The organism is Enterobacter cloacae complex sp. HYC033_NIDB, from assembly GCF_056673335.1.
Genome location: NZ_CP115123.1, coordinates 2033054 through 2052316, shown reverse-complemented (window position 1 = coordinate 2052316; position 19263 = coordinate 2033054). Strand labels below are relative to the sequence as shown.

Here is a 19263-nt window from a genome sequence, read left to right as displayed (position 1 = left end):
TCCACCCTGTACAAAATTGACGGCCAATTTTGTACGCGCTAGCGTTGCACTAGTTACGTAACAAGCTAAACCATAAGGTCTTTTCAGGATTTCCTTAAATGGAGTTTTAAACAAATGGCTATTCCCGCTTATTTATGGCTTAAAGATGACGGCGGCGCCGATATAAAAGGCTCTGTCGATATATATGGACGTGAAGGTAGCATCGAGATTATCGCCTTAAATCACGGCATAATGCAGCCCACGGACAAGCATAACGGCAAGGCGACAAGTCTTCGCATCCATTCCCCCTATTCTTTCGATAAAGAGATCGACGCTTCCAGCCCCTATTTGTATAAGGCTGTTAGCACGGGCCAGAAGCTAAAATCCGCAGAGATAAAGTTTTACCGTATCAACGATGCTGGTCAGGAAGTGGAATATTTTTCCACCCTTCTGGAAGGCGTGAAGATCGCCAGCGTCTGTCCAATGATGCTTGATATCAAAGATCCTGACTATGAGAAGCATAACCATCTTGAGCTGGTAGAGCTGCTCTATGAAAAAATTACCTGGCGCTACGTGGACGGTAACATCATGCATTCAGATAGCTGGAATGACCGTAAGACGGCATAAGGAGAACGTTATGGGATGGAAGTATGAGCAATCAACTGGCAAGATGTATAAAGACGGCAAATTAATTGAGACAGGATATTCCGGTGCCCTTACCAATAAAAATAATCCGGACCGTCAGCATGTGAAGGGTCTGGGTCCATTGCCGCGCGGAACATATAAAATTGCGGGACATTCGAATTCTAAAGGACCCATTACCATTATCCTTGAGCAAACTTCGGGAGAGAGTTTTGGTCGTTCAGAGTTCCGCATTCATGGTGACCATAAGTACGGTCCAGCCGGATTTGCTTCGGAGGGGTGCATCATTCTCTCACTGTCAACGCGACGTAAAATCCTTCGTGACGGCGGTGAGCTTGAGGTAGTGCGATGAAATACCCAATCGTCCTGCTGCTTTGTGCGCTCACTGTCCCAGCCATTGCAGCCAGCACTGACTGGCCATCAGCACTTCATGGAATCGCCTCAGGTGACACACACTGGATTGAGCAAGCCCCAACGCTGGCTGCCACGGCTGACGCCAGGCAGGCGCAACTGCTGGAGGATGCTTTGGCCGCAGCGCTCACAACAAACACCAGCGCCACACTGAAAGCGCTCCAGACCATTGACGCGGGAAAGTGGCCGCACATGGTTGGCAGCGATATCGTCTGCACGCCGCCTCTAGAGAAATCCCCCGCCGAAGTCGACGCGTTCTATCAGCGCACCCGCCGGGCGCTGCTGGATACGGTTGAGGGTGCTCAGTGCCTCTGGATCCTGGAAGCAACAATGGAAGAGCTAAACGCTGAGAAAGCCCGTCAGGGTAAGTAAGAGTTACCCGGCGCACAACGGCCGGGTCTTCCTTCTCGCCAGACCCTGGCTCACCCCGGCCCCTCGCTCCCCGCCGCCAGCAGCGGCACCACCACATCGCTGACGGGCACCGCAATCCCGTGCCTGCGGCCGTAGCGCTGGATGACGCCATTACGGATATCCCACTCCATCGGGCGATCCGCCTGACGGTCGGCAAGGATCGACGTGCCTAAATCCACTGGCGCACGCTGGAAATTCGCCAGGATCTCCTCAGCCACCGCATCGTCCAGCTTCGCCCCTTCGGCGCGGGCGACGGTAAGCCCCTCGCGCAGGTAGGCCAGCGCCAGCTCGCTGATATCCTCGCGCCTGAACATCCCGGCGCGGCGATTGGCCAGCACCATCAGCCCGGCGACCGCGTTTTGCAGCAGCTTGCGCCAGGCGACGGTAGTGAAATCTGTCGAGAGCTCAACGTCACAGCGCATGCCGCGAAGCGCCTCCACCACCCGCTGCGCCTGCGGCACGTCCGGCAGCGTAAGGCGCGGTTTGGCGCGCAGCCAGACGGAGGCATCCGGCTCGCGCTGGGCAGGGAACCAGACCACCGAGGGCAGCACCGTTGCGCCATTGACCAAAGGCGCAAGCTGGGCTTTCTGCTCCACGCCGTTTTGCAGCGCGCAGACCACGGTGTTTTCATCGCACAGAGCGCGCAGCCACCCGGCGCTGTCGGCATTTTGCGTCGTTTTGACCGCAAAAAAAACAAGGTCAACGGGGCGCGTAATGACGCTGGGATCGGTGAGTACCGGACCGGGCACCACAATTTCACCCTCATCATGACGCAGGCGCAGTTCCGGATGCGCGGTGCGCCCACACAGCAGCGGCGTGCGGCCCGCTTCATGCAGCACCGCGGCGATGGTGGTCCCAATCGCACCGGGTCCTGTCAGCGCAATGGTTGGATAGTCAGACATGGATCACTCCCCTTTTGCTAAGCCTGCTATCAGTTATACCACCCTGAAAAGAGCGCGCCACGCCCATTGTCTATACTCAACTCATAACAGACAACGGAGTGCGCCATGCCTTTACCCGACTTCAAATCCTCTGAACCTTATACCCTCGGCATTGAGCTCGAACTCCAGGTGGTTAACCCGCCGGGTTACGATCTGAGCCAGGACTCCTCTGCCCTCATCGCCGCCGTCAAAGACGACATCAAAGGGGGGGAAGTCAAACACGACATCACCGAAAGCATGCTCGAAATCGCCACCGGCGTGTGCCAGACCATCGACCAGGCAGCGGCGCAGTTTTCAGTGATGCAGCAGAGCATCCTGCGCGCGGCGGAAGATCAGCATATCCAGATCTGCGGCGGTGGGACGCATCCGTTCCAGAAATGGCAGCGGCAGGAAGTGTGCGACGACGAGCGCTATAACGTCACGCTGGAGCGCTTTGGCTATCTGATTTTGCAGGCGACGGTGTTCGGCCAGCACGTACACGTCGGCTGTCGGACCGGGGACGACGCCATTTACCTGCTGCACGGCCTGTCGCGTTTTGTGCCGCACTTTATCGCCCTGGCCGCCGCATCACCGTATATGCAGGGCACGGACACAAAGTTCGCCTCATCGCGTCTCAACATCTTCTCGGGCTTCCCGGATAACGGCCAGATGCCGTGGGTCAACAGCTGGCAGGAGTTCGAGGGGCTGTTCCGCCGCCTGAGCTCCACCAGCATGATCGACAGCATTAAGGATCTGCACTGGGACATCCGCCCCAGCCCGCACTTCGGCACCGTCGAGGTGCGGGTGATGGATACGCCGCTGACGCTCGGCCACGCCATTAACATCGCCGGGCTTATTCAGGCGACGTCGCACTGGCTGCTGACCACGCGGCCGTATAAGCATCAGGAACGGGATTTTCTGCTGTATCGCTTTAACCGTTTTCAGGCCTGTCGCTACGGGCTGGAAGGCATTCTGACGGACGTGCATACCGGCGAGCACAAAACCGTGGCGGAAGATATCGCCTGGCTGCTCGAGCAGGTTGCGCCGTCGGCCGAGAAGCTCGGCGCGACAAGCGCAATCAATGAGATTGCCCTGCTGTTAAAGCAGGGCAAGAGCGAGGCGCAGCGCATGCGGGACTTTATTGCCGATGGCGGCTCGCTGATTTCTCTGGTGCAGAAGCACTGTGAGCTGTGGGCGACGAGTCCGTAAGGCCGTGGCCCCACTCGCGCAGACGCTGGAACAGCACGAACAGCGCCGGGATGAACAGGATCCCCACTACGGTCGCCACCAGCATGCCGCTGAACACCGTAGTGCCGATGATGCGGCGGCTCTGGGCGCCCGCCCCGGTCGCCAGCATCATCGGCAGAACGCCGATAATGAACGACACGGCGGTCATCATTACCGCGCGGAAGCGGCGCGATGCCCCCTCCCGTGCGGCATCGACAATCGCCATTCCGTCCATGCGCCGGGCGCGGGCAAACTCCACGATAAGAATTGCGTTCTTGGCGGCGAGGGCTATCAGTAGCACCAGACCAATCTGCACATACACATCGTTGGCGTAGCCCGCCAGCCACAGCCAGACCAGCGCCCCGCCGATGGCGAACAGCACCGAGAGCATCACGCTCGCCGGGAGCGTCCAGCTCTCATACTGGGCGACGAGGAACAGCCACGCCATCACCACCGCCGCCAGCACGATCCATATCGCCTGATTGCCGGTCTGCTGCTCCTGATACGACATGCCGCTCCAGGCGTAGTCGTACCCGGCTGGCAGGTTTTCCGCCAGAATCTCGCCCATCGCCGCCATTGCGGTGCTGCTGCTCACCCCTTCCGCTGCCGAGCCGCTCACCGATACCGACGGGAACTGGTTGTACTGCTGAATAAATGGCGCGCCGACGGTCGGCGTGATGGTGATGAGGTTGCTCAGACGCACCCGCTCGCCGCTGTTGCTGCGCACGAACAGCTCGCTGATTTGCTCCGCGCGCTCGCGCCACTGCATCTCGTTCTGCATCACTACGTGGTAGACGCGGTTGTTGACGCTGAAATCCCCGGCGCGCGTGCCGCCAAAGGCGGTTTGCAGGCTGCTGAAGATGCGTGACACCGGCACGTCGAGGCGGGCCGCGCGCTCGCGGTCAACGGTGAGCGTCATCTGCGGCACGTTGCTGCTCCAGGTGGTGAACACGCGGCTCAGCTGCGGGTTCTGGTTGGCTTTCGCCAGCACCTCACGCGTCACGCGCTCCAGCTCCGCCGGACTTTGCCCCGCCTGCGCCTGAATGCGCAGGTCGAAGCCGGAGGCGTTGCCCAGCCCCGGCAGCGTCGGCGGCGCAAAGGTCATGATGGTGGCTTCCGGCAGGGCCAGCAGCTGGCGCTGAAGGATGCCCATCACCTCATCCAGCGGCGGACGCTCGCTCCAGTCTTTGAGCATGATGGAGATAAACCCGCCGTTCGATGCGCTGGTGCCGTTGAGGATGTTAAACCCGGAGACCTGAATCACGTCTTCTACCGCCGGGTTGTTAGCGATCAGCTCGCGCGCGGTGGTCATCACCGCTTCGGTGCGCTCCAGCGAGGCTGCCTCCGGCAACTGGACGCTGGCGAAGAAGTAGCCCTGATCCTCCTGCGGCAGGAAGCCCTTTGGCATCGACATAAAGCTGAATACCACCACCGCCGCCGCGCCTGCGGTGGCCAGCAGCGCCAGCCACGGGCGCAGGTTTAAAACGTTCACGATGCGGGTGTAGAAACCGCGCGTGGCGTCCAGCCCGTGGTTAAAGGCGCGATAGAGTGCCGCAGGTTTCTCCGGTCGCGGGCGCAGCAACAGCGCGCACAGGGCGGGCGTAAGAGTCAACGCCACCAGGCTTGAGAGCGTGACGGCAGTCGAGAGCGTCACCGCGAACTGGCGGTACAGCTCGCCGACAATCCCCGGCAGGAGCGCCACCGGCACAAACACCGCCAGCAGCACCAGCGTGGTGGCAATCACTGGCCCGGCAATCTGGCGCAGCGCCAGCGCGGTCGCCGCCGTCCGGCTCTGCCCTTCCGCCATCAGCGTTTCGACGCTCTCCACCACTACGATGGCGTCATCCACCACCATGGTCAGCGCCAGAATGATGGCGAACAGGCTCAGCGTATTGGCGGAGTAGCCGAGCGTATAGAGCACCGCGAAGGTGCCCACCAGCGACACCGGAATGGCAAGGGCAACAATCAGCGTCGCGCGCCAGCTTTGCAGGAACAGGGACACCACGACCACCACCGCCAGCATCGTCAGCGCCAGCGAGACGCCAATCTCTTTGATGGTGGCGGCCACAAACGAGGTGGTGTCGAATTTGACTTCATAGACCAGATCGTCCGGGAAGCGTGTGGATAACCGTTCCAGCTCCGCGCGCACCGCATCGGCCACGCGCAGGGCGTTAGCGGACGGCGTCGGGTAGATGCCGAGGTAGGCGGAGTCGTGCCCGTTCAGCTGCGCGCCAGAGCTGTAGCTGCGCGAGCCAAGCTCGATGGTGGCGACGTCCTTCAGGCGCACCAGCTGCCCCATCTCCCCGGCGCGGATAATGATGTTGGCAAAGTCGTCGGCCTGATTTAAGCGCCCCAGCCCGTTAATGGTCAGGGTCTGCTGCTGGCCGTTAAACACCGGCGGCGTGCCGACCTGGCCTGCCGCCCCCTGCACGTTCTGCTCGCGCAGTGCCTGCGCCACGTCATCGCTGGTCACGTTCAGGGCGTTCATGCGGTCCGGGCGCAGCCAGATGCGCATGCTGTAGTCCCGTGCGCCAAACATCTGTACCTGCCCGACGCCCGGCAGACGCGACAGCGCCTCGCGCACCTGGGTGCTGGCGTAGTTGCTGACGAACAGCGGCGTGTGGGTGTTGTTCGGTGAGTAAAGGCTTACCCCCATCATCAGGTTGGTGGCGCGCTTGCGCACCTGCACGCCGTTTTGCTGTGCCTCGGTCGGCAGTTGCGCCACGGCCTGCGCCACGCGGTTCTGCACGTCGATGGCGGCGAGATCCGGGTCGGTGCCTGCCGCAAAGGTAATGTTCAGGCTATAGCTACCCTCGTCCGAACTGGTGGACTCCATATAGAGCATATGATCCACCCCGTTCAGCTGGGTTTCCAGCGGCGTGGCGATGGCCTCCGCCACGTCAGCCGAGCTGGCGCCCGGCCATGACGCTGACACATTCACGACCGGCGGGGTGATCTGCGGGTACTGCTCCACCGGAATAATCCTCAGCGCAATGGCTCCCAGCAGAGTGATGACCAGCGCAATCACCATCGCAAAGCGCGGGCGTTTGATGAAAAACGTCAGCATGATGGCTCCTTAATTCAGTATCTGGACGGCAACGCCTGGCTGCACGCGCTGCGCACCGTCAGTAATCGCTCGCTCACCGGGCTTCAGGCCGGAGGCAATCTGGAACTGCTGGCCGATCTGTCCGGCGACCTTCAGCGGACGCATTTCGGCTTTATCCTCGGCGTTAACCACCCATGCGAAGAATCCGTGGCCATTCTGCTGTACGGCAGCGGCGGGCAGAGTCAGCACTGGTTGCTCACTTGACGGACGCAGGTAGACGTTCACGTTGCCGCCGGGCAGCAGCTGATGGCGCGGGTTGGCGAACTCGGCGCGCAGCATCACGCTGGCGGTTCGCGGGTCGATGCGGTTGTCCACGGAGGTGAGTTCCCCGCTGATGCGCTGGCCGTTGCTGTCAATCAGCGCCTGCCAGGCCTGCTTCATGGCGCTGATATCCGCATGCTGTCCGGCTTTAGTGGCAAACGAGCCCTCTTCCAGCGCAAAGGCGATGCGGATGGGATCGAGCTGCACCACCTCCACCAGCACACCGCTGGCAGGATTCACCAGGCTGCCGACGTGAAAGTTGCTGTGCCCCACGCGCCCGTCAATCGGTGAGGTAATGCGCGTGTAGTTGAGGGTGACGCTGCGGGTGTCGAGACGGGCTTTCGCCTGCTCCAGCGCGGCGCTCGCTACGTCGCGCTGCATGCGGGCGTTGTCCACGTCGTGGCGGCTGATGGCGTTGCTGCTGCCCAGGCTTTCGAAGCGTGACAGCTGCTGCTGCGCCTGACGCAGCGTGGCTTCGGCGCTTCTCACTTCGGCCTGCGCCAGACGCAGGGCGGCGCGCGGCTCGGCGTCGTCCAGTTCGAACAACACGTCGCCTTTTTTCACGTACTGCCCGTCGCGGAAGTGGATTCTGGTGATGACGCCTTCCGTGCGGGCGCGCAGTTCAACGGTGTGGATAGCTTCAATGCGACCCGGGATCTGACGCTCGGCGGCGTGGGCGGTCTGCTCCACGGTGGCGACACGCACGGGAATGGCCGCGGCGAATGTGGGTGGCAGGGTGCAGGCGAGGAGCGCGAACAGGAGTGGGAATTTCATGGGAGTACCTCGGCGTTGTTTTCCCTCACCCCGGCCCTCTCCCACAGGGAGAGGGAGGTCAGAGTTCCCTCTCCCTGTTGGAGAGGGTTAGGGTGAGGGCAAAAGGTTATGCAGCCTTACGGAACCTGCGGGTCAGTCGCTTCTCGATTTCGACGACGAAGAACATCACGCCCGCCACCGCCAGCGTCACGAACCAGTAGCGCAGCGGCAGCGCTTCGGTGCCGAACAGCATCTGCATAAACGGCAGGTAGATGATCGCCGCCTGGAGCAGGAACAGTACGCCCGTTACCAGCCAGATCCCTTTGTTCGCCAGCAGGCCGCGGTTCAGGGAGAACCCGTCGGTGTTGCGGCAGTTAATCATGTATACCCACTGGGCGCAGACCAGCATCTGCAACAGCACGGTGCGGATGAACTCCGCGCTGTGGCCGCGCGGGGCCAGCCAGGCTTCCAGCGCAAAGGCGGCGATGGCAATCATGGTGCCGACGAAGGCCACGCGCCAGACGGCGTAGGCGTCCATCACGTGCTGCCCGGTCTGACGCGGCGGGCGGCGCATAATGTTGCGCTCGGCGGCCTCGAAGGCCAGGCCGAAGGAGAGCGTGGCGGAGGTCGCCATGTTCATCCACAGGATCAGCACTGGCGTCAGCGGAATGATGTTCCCCGCCAGCAGCGCAATCACAATCAATAGCCCCTGCGCCAGGTTGGTCGGCATGATGAACAGAATGGTCTTCTTCAGGTTGTCGTAAACGCGACGCCCCTCTTTTACCGCGCTGGCGATGGTGGCGAAGTTATCGTCCGTCAGGACCATGTCCGCCGCCTCTTTGGTCACTTCCGTGCCTTTGATGCCCATCGCGATACCCACGTCCGCCTGGCGCAGCGCCGGGGCATCGTTCACGCCGTCACCGGTCATGCCGACGATTTCGCCTTTGTCCTGCAACGCTTTCACCAGGCGCAGCTTATGCTCCGGGCTGGTACGGGCGAAGATGTCATACTTCACCGCCGCTTCCGCCAGCTCGGCGTCGTCCATCTTCTCCAGCTGGTAGCCGGTAACCGCCTGCTCGCTGTTGGTGATCCCCAGCATCTGGCCGATGCTCATTGCCGTCTGTGGGTGATCCCCGGTGATCATCTTCACGCGGATCCCCGCCTGCTGGCAGGCGTTAATCGCCTCAATCGCTTCCGGACGCGGCGGATCCATCATCCCGGCAATGCCGAGGAAAATCAGGCCGTGACTCAGGTCGTCGTGAGTTAATGCCTGCTCGCCGTTCGCTGGCTTGAACGCCGCGGCGACCATGCGCAGCCCCTGACGCGCATAGCGCTCCATCTCCGTTTCCCAGTACGCGCGGTCAAAGGCTTGCGCACCGTTGCGGGTCTGCTGCTGCTCACACAGGGCGAAAATCACGTCCGGCGCGCCGGTAATCAAAATCTGCTCCTCACTGCCAATCTGGTAGTGGGTGCTCATGTACTTGTACTGAGAGTCGAACGGGATCTTGTTAAGCAGCGTGGTAACGACCGGCTCGAGGTGGGCCTTGGCCGCCAGCACCTTCAGCGCGCCCTCGGTTGGCCCGCCGGTGATGCCCCACAGGCCACGCTCGTCCTGAATCAGCTGGCTGTCGTTACACAGGTCGATGGTGCGCAGGTACTGCTCCAGCACGGTGCCCGGCTGGATCTGCACCGGCTCGTCGCTGCCTTCGAGGTAGATGTTGCCCACCGGCTCGTAGCTGTTGCCGTCCACGCGGTAGCAGGTGTCCGCGGTGATGATGGCTTTGACCGTCATCTCGTTCATGGTCAGGGTGCCGGTTTTATCCGAGCAGACCACGGTCATCGCGCCCAGGGTTTCAACCGTCGGCAGCTTGCGGATAATCGCCCGCTTGCGCGCCATCGCCTGCACGCCAAGGGAGAGGATAATGGAGATAATCGCCGGCAGACCTTCCGGTACGGAGGCTACCGCCAGGCTAATCAGGGAGAGCAGCAGCTCGCCCATCGGGATCTCGCGGAACACCAGGCTGAAGACAAACAGCGCAGCCATCATCGCCAGAATGATGGCGAAGATCGCTTTACCCAGCTTGTCCATCTGCACCAGCAGCGGGGTGCGGTGTTTTTCAATGCCCGCCATCATCTGGTTGATGTGGCCGAGTTCGGTCTCCTGGCCCGTGGCAATGACCACGCCAACGCCGCCGCCCGCGCTTACCGTCGTACCGGAAAAGACCAGGTTCGTGCGGTCGCCCAGCGGTAATTCGCCGTTCAGCGGGTTCGTGTGTTTATCCACCACGGTGGATTCACCGGTCAGAATTGCCTCTTCCACGCGTAAATTATGCGCTTCGATTAAGCGCATATCCGCCGGTATACGATCTCCTGCGCGCAACACAATAATATCGCCCGGGACGATTTCCGTCGTCGGGATAGTTTCATGGTTGCCGTTACGAATAACGCGCGCCTCGCTGGAGAGCATATTGCGAATACTCTTCAGGGATTTTTCCGCGTTACTTTCCTGAATGTGGCCAATTAAGGCATTGATTACCGCCACGCCCAGAATAACCAGCGTATCAACCCAGTGTCCCATTACTGCCGTTAATACGGCGGCTGCCAGCAGGACGTAAATCAGGACATCGTTAAAATGCGCGAGAAAACGCAGCCAGCCCGGCTTGCCTTTTTTCTCCGGCAGCGCGTTCGGGCCATGCTTCTGTAAACGCGCCTGCGCCTCGGCACGGTCCAGGCCATTAGCCTGGCTCTGCGCCTGAGCAAGCACCTGCTCTACGGTCTGCTGGTACGCCTGCCCGCCTGCGGGTGGCATATTCTGCGAGAAATTTTTTTTGGTCATGGTATTTTTCCTTCAATATCCGGTGGACGGAAGCCGGAATTCCTTTCTGGCTTTAAATAATTCATTTTTAAGTCTTGCGGGTTAAATTGATCTACCGCAATATATTGACTACCCGGTTATTCAAAACTGATTAAAATTATTTCGACGCGTTGATTTTTACAAAATATTTCTAAACCAACACTAAACGAGGAGGAAGCATGTTTGGTATTTATCGCGGACGGCGTCTGGCGTTATACATTGTCGCAGCCATTGTTATTGCGACGTTAATTGGATATAGCACCTATAGCTTTGTAAAATTATTTTCGTGAGAAAGACGTTTATTTACATAACGCGATATTAATTTAATCGCCCCGAAAATATTATCTATTTTCTGTTATTAATTCGCAGAATAACGGTGGCCTTTTACCCAATTTTGCCAGCGGGGATGATATTGCTTTACGTTTCAGGATGCCGGACAATGACATTTTTAACTGACGATTAACATTACGATGAAACACCCGTTAGAATCGCTGCTCACCGCAGGGGGCATTTTGCTGATGGCCCTGCTCTCCTGCCTGCTGTTACCCGCGCCGTCGCTGGGTCTGGTGCTGGCGCAGAAGCTGGTTCAGACCTTTCATATGGTCGATCTGAATCAGCTGTACACCATTCTGTTCTGTCTGTGGTTTTTGGTGCTCGGCGCCATCGAATTCTTTATCCTGCGTTTCATCTGGCGCCGCTGGTTTTCACTGGCGTCGTAAGCCAGTGAGATCGCGCATCCCGTGGATCAGCGCTTCACACCAGGCCGCGTAGTCGTGGCCGCTGGATGAGGGGTGGAAGCTGACGCGATAGCCTTTTTTCCTCAGCACCTGTTCAAAATCCTGCGTGGTGCGATAGATGCCGCCGCCCGGTCCCGTGGTTTCAAACTTCCCGGCCTGTAACCAGAAGCGCACCGGATACGGTGGAGACTGTTGGTACTGACGCGTCAGCCAGCCGGGAGCGTCACCTTCCGGCGCCCACCAGTAAGAACCGGAAAGGCTCAGCACGTTGCCAAACAGGCGCGGATAGCGCAGCGCCACCCATGAAGAGGCAATTCCCCCGTAGCTTGATCCTGCCAGTACGGTTTTCTGCCGCTGCATGCCGATGCCCTTCCCCCGCAGCCACGGCAGCAGCTCGTGCGCCATAAAGTCAGCAAAATCCGGGTTTGGCGGCAGCTCGTTGCCGCGACGGGCGTGATCGAGGCTGTCGATAAACACCACGTTAATCGGAGGCAGGTGATGTCGGGCAATCAGACCGTCCAGCACGTTGGCAAAATGGTATTCGTCCTGATAAACCTGTCCGTCGAAAAGGATGAGCGTCCAGCGTGCAGGCTGTGCGCCGCGCGGTTGGTAGATCATCACGTCGCGGGCATTGCCGAGGATGTTGCTGCTCAGCCTCTGGCGGCTCAACGTCCCGTGTAACAGCGGCTGTGCCGTAGCCCGAACGGAGCAGTAGCGCGCCGGGCTGAGATCGAGCAGAGAATAGCGATTCCAGCGATCGGTCTTCTGCTCCCCAAAGCTATTCGGGTTAAGCGGATCGGCCTGCGCGCTTACCAGGATGGCGCGGCGTTGATCGCGGGCAGAGCCTTCAACGATCGGCACATCGGGGGCGAGCTTGTACTGCATCACCGTATCAGCGGGGACCACGTAGCTGCGGAACCAGACGTCGCTGTTGCCCAGACGGAACAGCGGATCGTGATCCCCCGCCGGAGAGCCGAGAATGAAGACGTTATCCCGCGCGCCGCGCCACAGAAAGGTCACCCGCTTATGGCTCGCATCTACCGGCTCCACCATCGGCGTTCCCTGTCGACGCTGCGCCTGCCAGAACGCCTCGGTACTTCCACCGGCAGAAATGACGTTTGCCAGCGCCTTCAGCGTCGGGCTTTCTGACGCCAGCATCTGCACGCGTGGTAACGGAGAGGTCTCTTTCATCCGCCACTGAAAACGCCACGGCTTGCCGGCTTCGCCGTGTAGCACCAGCGAGGTGTTCTGTTTCACCGGCAGGGCAAACAGCAGCGTGTGTTCCCCGTCCGCAGGACCGTTTTCGATCAGCGTGCGGATGCGGCGGTTTTGCCCATCCAGCAGGCGCGCATCCGTCACGCCATGCAGCGTGGCGGAAACGTAATTTTCATCCAGCTCGGGCAGGGAGAAGCAGACTTCGCCGCTGGCATCAAACTTTCCCTGAACATCGCCCTGCCGGGACGACTGCTCGCACGTTGCCGCCACGGCGGGCAGCGCGCCGATCCCCAACAGCAACCCACTCCATACCCTTTTCATTACCGCTTGTTCCCCAACGAAATTTGTTAACAACGCTAATGCAAATGGTAATAATTTGCAATATCATCAGCGGCGTTTTACCGGTGTTTTTATGGCGATAGCAACCAAGGACGTTCAATAAAAATGTTTAAAAATAATAAGATAATGCAGCTCTGGCTGCTGAGTCTGGCGACGACCAGCGTCGCGGCTCAGGCAGAAACGAAAGAAGAAACGATTACGGTGACGCAGGGCGTGACTGAAGAGCCCACTGCGCCCGTAAAAGGCATTGTGGCGACGAAAACGCTCTCCGCCACCAAGACCAGCGCGGAGATCGTGAAGACGCCGCAGTCGGTATCGGTGATCACCCGCGATCAGATGAACATGCAGGACGTCACCTCCGTTTCGCAGGCGCTGCGCTACTCGGCGGGCGTGTTTACCGAGTACCGGGGCTCGTCTAACCGTAACGACGAGGTGTTTGTGCGCGGCTTTAGCTACGTGCCGAAATTCCTCGACGGCTTAAGCTTTGGCGCAACGGCTTCCTCACAGACGGGCACAGTTGACCCGTGGCTGCTGGAGCGCGTGGAGCTGGTGCGCGGCCCGGCGTCGGTGCTGTTTGGACAGGTGAATCCGGGCGGATTAATCAGCATGACCAGCAAGCGCCCGACGGCGGAGGCCATTCACAACGTGCAGTTCCGCACCGGCAATCACGATCTCGCCGAAGGTGCGTTTGATTTCGGCGGCAGGCTGAGCGACGACGGCCGCGTGCTGTATCGCGTGAACGGTATCGCCCGTACGCAGCATAATCAGGTGGACGATTATAAAGAGACGCGGATGGCGATCGCCCCGGCGATCACCTGGTACCCGAACGATCAGACCCGCTTTACGCTGCTGACCAGCTACCAGAAAGATCCGGATGCCGGATACCGCAACTTCCTGCCCGCCTACGGCACGGTGAAAAGCGTCGACGGGAAATACATCCCGCGCGACTTTAACGTCAGCGATCCGAATTACAATCAATCCTGGCGCGAGCAGACGATGATTGGCTACGAGCTGGAACACCAGTTCGCCGACAACCTCACCTTCCGCCAGAACGCCCGTTACGCCACCATCAAGCAGAAATATCGTTATCTGGTTTACGCCAACAGCGCGGCCAACAGCACGGTGTTGACCCGTCGCGCCCAGCATGAAGAGCGCACGACCAACGAATTTGGCCTTGATAACCAGCTGGAATATCTGCTGGAGACCGGAAGCGTCAGCCACACCCTGCTCGGCGGATTTGATTACAAGACCAGTAAGGATAAACAGCTGCTGGCGCGCGGGAGCGGCTCACAGTATGACCTCGACTGGACAAACCCGGTTTACGGCGTGAACGTGGATGAAAGCACCTTCAAAACGGCCTCCGACGAGCAGCAAAATCTCGACCAGATGGGCCTGTATCTTCAGGATCAGATGAGCTGGAACAACTGGGAGTGGCTGGTTTCCGGGCGCTACGACTGGAGCGAAGTGCGTACCAGCGACTTCACCGATAACAGTTTTACGCAGCAGAACGACAGCAAATTTACCTGGCGCACCGGCCTGCTGTACGCGTTTGATTCTGGCCTGTCGCCATACATCAGCTACAGCACCTCGTTTGAACCGAACCTGCAAACCAACCGTGCGCCGGGCGTCGCGCCATTCAGGCCCACTACCGGGGAGCAGACCGAGATTGGCTTGAAATATCAGCCGGTCGACACCACGCTGATGACCCTGGCGCTGTACGATTTAACACAGGACAACGTGGCGACCTATAACAGCGCTGAAGGCTGGTTCGAAAATGCGGGCAAGGTGCGTTCGAAAGGCGCTGAAGCGGAAATCCACGCCACGCTGATGGATAACATCAACCTGATTGGCTCCTACACTTACACCGATGCAAAAACCGAAAGCACCACGGTGACGGGAACTGAAGGTAAAACGCCTGCGCGCATTCCGGCGCATATGGCATCGGCGTTCGCCAGCTATACCGTTCCGGGCGGAGCGCTGAAGAGCCTGACCGCTGGCGTGGGGATGCGCTACATCGGCACCAGCTACGGCGATGCGAAGAACACCTTCAAGGTGCCATCGGTGGATCTGTATGACGCGATGCTGCGCTACGATCTGGGCGAGATGAACCGCAGCCTGAAAGGGGCAAGCGTGCAGTTCAACGTCAATAACGTGGCAGACACGAAGTATGTGGCGTCATGCGCAAGCGATACGGCGTGCTTCTACGGGATTGGCCGGACGGTGACGGCGACGGTGAATTACAGCTGGTAAGCATGGTGCGGTCTGCTCCCCTCACCCTAACCCTCTCCCCTTTGGGAAGAGGGCCGGGGTGAGGGGATGTTTTTCAGTGCGCCCGACCGTGGTTTTCTTTGCGATACGCACCGGGCGGCTGGTTGAAGGTGCGGGTAAAGATGCGGGTAAACGTCTGCTGCGAGTCAAACCCGTAGCGCAGGCAGATGTCGTACACCCGCTCGTCTGACTCACGCAGATCGCGCGCCGCCATCAGCAGCTTGCGTTCGCGGATGTAGCGCCCCAGACTTTCGCCTTTGTACTGCATAAACAGCCGCTGTAAATGCCATTTTGAGTAACCCGCGTGGCGGGCAATCTCTTCGATGCGTAACGGCTGGTGTAGGTTGTCATCGATCCATTCGACAATCGTATCAATGACCTGAGCGGAAATCGTCATACTGCTCTCCCCCTCTGCTTCTCGCTTAAACATTATTCCCACCACTCGCGAAATTGTTGCGTGGTATCACTCACCCGCACGGGCTCGCCCAGCTCCGGCGTCAGCAGCCGGTAGTTTTTATCCTTACTGGCTTTCGCCAGCTGGATCAGTGGATCGTTCCAGGTATGTTTCGCCAGCACAAAACGCCCGTTATGTCCCGGCACGACCGCTTTGGCATTGAGATCTGCCGAGGCCTGCGCCGTTTCTGCCGGGTGCATATGGATGTACTTCCAGTCCTGGTCGTACTGCCCGTTTTCCATGATGGCTAAGTCAACTCCGCCAAACAGCTCGCCAATAGCCTTGAAGTGCGGGCCGTAACCGGAGTCTCCGCTGTAGTAGACCTTTCGCTCTGGGGTGACAAACATAAAGCTGCCCCACAGGGTCTGGTTACGCTTAATGCCGCGCCCGGAAAAATGGCGCGCCGGCAGAACGTGAATCGTCAGCGTATCGCTGATATGCACCGACTGGTTCCAGTCCCGCTCGTCGATAATCTCCGGGTTCATCCCCCAGTAGCGAAGATGCGACCCCACGCCCAGCGGCGTGACCACGCGCTTAACCTTCGGCAGCAGCGCCTTGATGGTGGCGTAATCCAGATGGTCATAGTGATCGTGGGAGATAATCAGCAGGTCGATCTCCGGCATGCTCTCCGCACGCCACGGGTACTCCCCCGCAAACGCTTTATTGAGGAACGAGAACGGTGCGGCGTAGCTACTCAGAACCGGATCGATCAGGATGCGTTTCCCCGCCAGCTGCATATACCAGGAGGAGTGGCCGAGCCACACCAGCGTGTCCTGTTCAGGCGACAGGCTCGCCAGATCGGTTTTCACCAGCGGCAGCGGCTGCGCAGGACGGGCATTTTCGGTTTTACGGGTAAGGAACTGCCACCACGCCACCAGCATATTTTGTTGCCCGGTAAAGCCCGGCGTAGGGAGCGTGTTATGGAATTGCCCGTCGCGATAGTGCGGAGAGGCTTCCACTTCAGAGAGCTGCGCACCCTGCGGTGGCTGGCCAAATCCGGCATTCAGTACAAACGGTAAACTGGCAGCTGAAGCAATAATCATGACTAACACCACGCAGATGAATAGAGGCTTTTTCATTTCCTGACCCGCCTACGCGCCCCATCCGATGGTTTGCGCGGGTGATACTTGATTATGAGTGAGTAAGCACTCATTATAGATAGGATGATTACGCCGTCAAGAAGGTTTTCGATCTTTGACATTCCGCGTTGCAGCGTATCAAGGCTCGTGTTTCAATCAGGGCTTTTACAATTGACGGGAGGAAAAATTTAGTGGCACGTCCGAAGAGTGAAGATAAAAAACAGGCCTTACTGGAAGCAGCAACGGCTGCGTTTGCGCAGTCAGGTATTGCCGCCTCAACGGCGTTAATTGCCCGTAATGCGGGCGTCGCTGAAGGGACACTGTTTCGCTACTTTGCTACCAAAGACGATCTGCTGAATGCCCTCTACCTGCATCTGAAGCAGGATCTCTGCCAGACCATGCTGGCGAATCTCGATCGCACCATCACCGAGCCAAAAGAGCATACCCGCAATATCTGGAACAGCTATGTAGACTGGGGCATTCGTAACCCCCTGGCGCATGCGGCTATCCGCCAGATTGGCGTCAGTGAAAAGCTGAACGCCGAAACCGAGCAGGCGGTGAAAGACATGTTCCCGGAACTGCATGAACTGTGTCGTCGTTCGATCCGCCCGGTGTTTATGTCTGACGAGTTTAAGACCTTCGGTGATGCAATGTTCTTATCGCTGGCTGAAACCACCATGGAGTTTGCCGCGCGCGATCCGTCCCGTGCCGTCGATTTTAAAGCGCTGGGCTTTGAAGCCATGTGGCGCGGGCTTGCTGAGGAAGATAACCATGGACAGTAAATCCTTGCAGGAACATGCCAGACGCGTCGCGCTGGAGAGGCCTTTTACCGAACATTGCTGGCCGTTTGGCCCGGAGTATGACGTGTTTAAGGTGGGCGGGAAAATTTTTATGCTGATGGCGACCGCACACGGTCGGGCCCACGTCAGCCTGAAATCCGATCCGGAAAAATCGCTGCTCAATCAGCAGATCTACCGTGGCGTGGAGCCCGGTTACCATCTGAATAAAAAACACTGGATCTCACTTTATGGCACGGACGACATCACGCCTGAACTGGTCACCGACCTGATTACGGATTCGTGGAATCTGGTCGTTGATAAACTGCCGAAAAAAGATCAGAAGTGGATTCGGCCAGCCTGATTGTTCGTCTGAGACGAACAGAATAAGCGCTCGAATCGCACTTATCTTTTCCCGCTTCGCGCGGTAATCTGCTTTCCTTTCACGCCCGCCCGCGGGCGAATTTCATCACCAGGAGTTGTTATGGATATTATTTCTGTCGCCCTGAAACGCCACTCTACCAAGGCGTTCGACCCAGCCAAAAAACTGACCGCAGAAGAAGCGGAAAAAATCAAAACGCTGCTGCAATACAGCCCGTCCAGCACCAACTCCCAGCCGTGGCACTTTATTGTTGCCAGCACTGAAGAGGGTAAAGCGCGCGTGGCAAAATCCGCGGCGGGCACCTATGTGTTTAACGAACGCAAAATGCTGGATGCCTCTCACGTGGTGGTGTTCTGCGCGAAAACCGCGATGGACGATGCCTGGCTTGAGCGCGTTGTCGATCAGGAAGAGGCTGACGGCCGTTTCGCCACGCCAGAAGCAAAAGCCGCGAACCACAAAGGCCGCTGCTATTTTGCCGACATGCACCGCGTGGATCTGAAAGATGACGACCAGTGGATGGCGAAGCAGGTTTACCTGAACGTCGGCAACTTCCTGCTGGGCGTGGCCGCGATGGGCCTGGATGCGGTACCCATCGAAGGGTTTGACGCCGCGATCCTCGACGAAGAGTTTGGCCTGAAAGAGAAAGGCTTCACCAGCCTGGTGGTGGTCCCGGTCGGGCATCACAGCGTGGAAGATTTCAACGCCACGCTGCCGAAATCTCGCCTGCCGCTGAGCACGATTGTGACTGAATGCTAAGCGCTTCTGGCACGCCGGCTATCGGCGTGCCCGTTTTCAGTAAAGCGTTATCTGCGGATGCTTTACCCCGCACACCAGCGCATAACGCGTTAATGTATCGAGACTCGCCCGGGTAATATTTGCTTCCATTCGTGATACCGTCGGTGCGCTGACGCCCATCCGCTCCGCCACCTGGGCGCGCGTCAGACCAGCATGATTGCGCCATTGCGCCAGCATCTCCCGCAGGCGTTCCTTGCGCTCTTCTGCATCAAAGGAAGCCTGAACTTCTGAATCGCTTAACAGTTCAGCTCTGAGTTCGTCCCAGTCAATAATCTTTTTGCTCATCCAACATCTCCTGTTGTCGTTTCAGTGCCAGACGGAGTTCAGCAGAGGGCGTTTTTTGCGTCTTCTTGATAAACACCCGCAGCAGAAAAATGGTTCTTTCCCGCTGATAAACGTAGATCCCACGAGTATGGATCAGCCCGACGGTTCGGATTTCGAACAAACCATTGGGTAAGGGTTTGCTGTCAGGTTCACGCAATACTGTCGGGTTGTTGCGTAATTTATCAAGCTGGCGAATCAGCTTCGCCTGTACTCCCGCAGGCAATGAGAGGATCTCCTCCCTGACTGCCGCATGAACGATAAGTCTGAACACTGTATTTCATCCCTGATAATATTAGCATGTAAGGCAATTTGCATTAAAGGCTAATTTTG

General features: G+C 58.7%; 18 protein-coding genes. 9 read left to right on the top strand and 9 right to left on the bottom strand.

Translation table 11 applies throughout. The features are described from left to right. Nucleotides 1-114: 114 nt before the first annotated feature. Genes O1721_RS09810 through O1721_RS09800 form a run of 3 tightly spaced genes read left to right on the top strand, consistent with a single transcriptional unit; the run spans nt 115 to nt 1404 of the window. The gene (locus O1721_RS09810) at nt 115-606 is read left to right on the top strand and encodes an Hcp family type VI secretion system effector (protein WP_003858859.1); all 492 of its coding nucleotides are present in this window, start codon (nt 115-117) and stop codon (nt 604-606) included. Nucleotides 607-616: 10 nt separating this feature from the next. Further along, entirely contained in the window at nt 617-973 is a 357-nt protein-coding gene (locus O1721_RS09805) for a tlde1 domain-containing protein (protein ID WP_006809708.1), read from the top strand. Then, a complete protein-coding gene (locus O1721_RS09800; protein WP_017694362.1) occupies nt 970-1404 on the top strand; it encodes a hypothetical protein in 435 nt (144 codons plus the stop codon). The genes O1721_RS09805 and O1721_RS09800 overlap by 4 nt, the downstream gene beginning before the upstream one ends. Before the next feature lie 50 nt (nt 1405-1454). Here the strand turns inward: O1721_RS09800 and O1721_RS09795 are convergent, their stop codons facing one another. Further along, nucleotides 1455-2345 carry an oxidoreductase gene (locus O1721_RS09795; RefSeq protein ID WP_032647610.1) on the bottom strand — a complete coding sequence of 297 codons (891 nt, stop codon included), beginning with the start codon at nt 2343-2345 and terminating at the stop codon, nt 1455-1457. A gap of 105 nt (nt 2346-2450) precedes the next feature. Between O1721_RS09795 and O1721_RS09790 the strand changes: the two genes are divergently transcribed. Continuing rightward, nucleotides 2451-3572 (top strand): YbdK family carboxylate-amine ligase, encoded by a 1122-nt coding sequence (locus tag O1721_RS09790; RefSeq protein ID WP_032647608.1) that lies wholly within the window; start codon nt 2451-2453, stop codon nt 3570-3572. Here the strand turns inward: O1721_RS09790 and O1721_RS09785 are convergent. The 3 genes from O1721_RS09785 to O1721_RS09775 all read right to left on the bottom strand — a co-directional run bounded on the left by O1721_RS09785 (nt 3502) and on the right by O1721_RS09775 (nt 10546). Beyond that, complete coding sequence (locus O1721_RS09785) at nt 3502-6657, bottom strand: efflux RND transporter permease subunit (RefSeq protein ID WP_032647606.1); 3156 nt, start codon at nt 6655-6657, stop codon at nt 3502-3504. The two genes, O1721_RS09790 and O1721_RS09785, sit on opposite strands and share 71 nt — an antisense overlap. 9 nt (nt 6658-6666) lie before the next feature. Then, nucleotides 6667-7731, bottom strand: coding sequence for an efflux RND transporter periplasmic adaptor subunit (locus tag O1721_RS09780; RefSeq protein WP_032647604.1), 1065 nt, complete (start codon nt 7729-7731; stop codon nt 6667-6669). 106 nt (nt 7732-7837) lie between these two features. Then, complete coding sequence (locus O1721_RS09775; RefSeq protein ID WP_032647602.1) at nt 7838-10546, bottom strand: cation-transporting P-type ATPase; 2709 nt, start codon at nt 10544-10546, stop codon at nt 7838-7840. Nucleotides 10547-11034: 488 nt separating this feature from the next. Here O1721_RS09775 and O1721_RS09770 point away from each other — a divergent pair, with 488 nt between their 5' ends. Further along, on the top strand, nt 11035-11283 hold the full coding sequence (locus O1721_RS09770) for a DUF1158 domain-containing protein (protein ID WP_003858875.1): 249 nt from the start codon (nt 11035-11037) through the stop codon (nt 11281-11283). On the opposite strand, the gene O1721_RS09765 is transcribed toward O1721_RS09770, so the two are convergent. Next, on the bottom strand, nt 11269-12837 hold the full coding sequence (locus tag O1721_RS09765) for an alpha/beta hydrolase-fold protein (protein ID WP_032647601.1): 1569 nt from the start codon (nt 12835-12837) through the stop codon (nt 11269-11271). The two genes, O1721_RS09770 and O1721_RS09765, sit on opposite strands and share 15 nt — an antisense overlap. A 123-nt stretch (nt 12838-12960) precedes the next feature. On the opposite strand from O1721_RS09765, the gene O1721_RS09760 reads away from it, so the two are divergent. Continuing rightward, complete coding sequence (locus O1721_RS09760; RefSeq protein ID WP_032647599.1) at nt 12961-15105, top strand: TonB-dependent siderophore receptor; 2145 nt, start codon at nt 12961-12963, stop codon at nt 15103-15105. A gap of 73 nt (nt 15106-15178) precedes the next feature. On the opposite strand, the gene O1721_RS09755 is transcribed toward O1721_RS09760, so the two are convergent. Together O1721_RS09755 and O1721_RS09750 are read right to left on the bottom strand one after the other, a co-directional pair. Then, complete coding sequence (locus O1721_RS09755; protein WP_003858880.1) at nt 15179-15520, bottom strand: RamA family antibiotic efflux transcriptional regulator; 342 nt, start codon at nt 15518-15520, stop codon at nt 15179-15181. Between the two features lie 32 nt (nt 15521-15552). After that, complete coding sequence (locus O1721_RS09750) at nt 15553-16656, bottom strand: RomA family MBL fold metallo-hydrolase (RefSeq protein ID WP_032647598.1); 1104 nt, start codon at nt 16654-16656, stop codon at nt 15553-15555. Nucleotides 16657-16847: 191 nt separating this feature from the next. Between O1721_RS09750 and O1721_RS09745 the strand changes: the two genes are divergently transcribed. The 3 genes from O1721_RS09745 to nfsB all read left to right on the top strand — a co-directional run bounded on the left by O1721_RS09745 (nt 16848) and on the right by nfsB (nt 18570). Then, nucleotides 16848-17438: a TetR/AcrR family transcriptional regulator gene (locus O1721_RS09745; RefSeq protein WP_003858882.1), complete on the top strand. Its 591-nt coding sequence runs from the start codon at nt 16848-16850 to the stop codon at nt 17436-17438. Next, the gene (locus tag O1721_RS09740; protein ID WP_017382552.1) at nt 17428-17796 is read left to right on the top strand and encodes an MmcQ/YjbR family DNA-binding protein; all 369 of its coding nucleotides are present in this window, start codon (nt 17428-17430) and stop codon (nt 17794-17796) included. Before O1721_RS09745 ends, O1721_RS09740 begins: the two co-directional genes overlap by 11 nt. 120 nt (nt 17797-17916) lie before the next feature. Continuing rightward, nucleotides 17917-18570: an oxygen-insensitive NAD(P)H nitroreductase gene (gene nfsB, locus O1721_RS09735; protein WP_003858884.1), complete on the top strand. Its 654-nt coding sequence runs from the start codon at nt 17917-17919 to the stop codon at nt 18568-18570. Between the two features lie 36 nt (nt 18571-18606). Here the strand turns inward: nfsB and O1721_RS09730 are convergent, their stop codons facing one another. Together O1721_RS09730 and O1721_RS09725 are read right to left on the bottom strand one after the other, a co-directional pair. Continuing rightward, a complete protein-coding gene (locus tag O1721_RS09730) occupies nt 18607-18894 on the bottom strand; it encodes a helix-turn-helix domain-containing protein (RefSeq protein ID WP_015571209.1) in 288 nt (95 codons plus the stop codon). Then, nucleotides 18875-19204, bottom strand: a complete 330-nt coding sequence (locus O1721_RS09725; RefSeq protein WP_017382553.1) for a type II toxin-antitoxin system RelE/ParE family toxin — start codon at nt 19202-19204, stop codon at nt 18875-18877. Before O1721_RS09725 ends, O1721_RS09730 begins: the two co-directional genes overlap by 20 nt. Nucleotides 19205-19263: the final 59 nt, after the last annotated feature.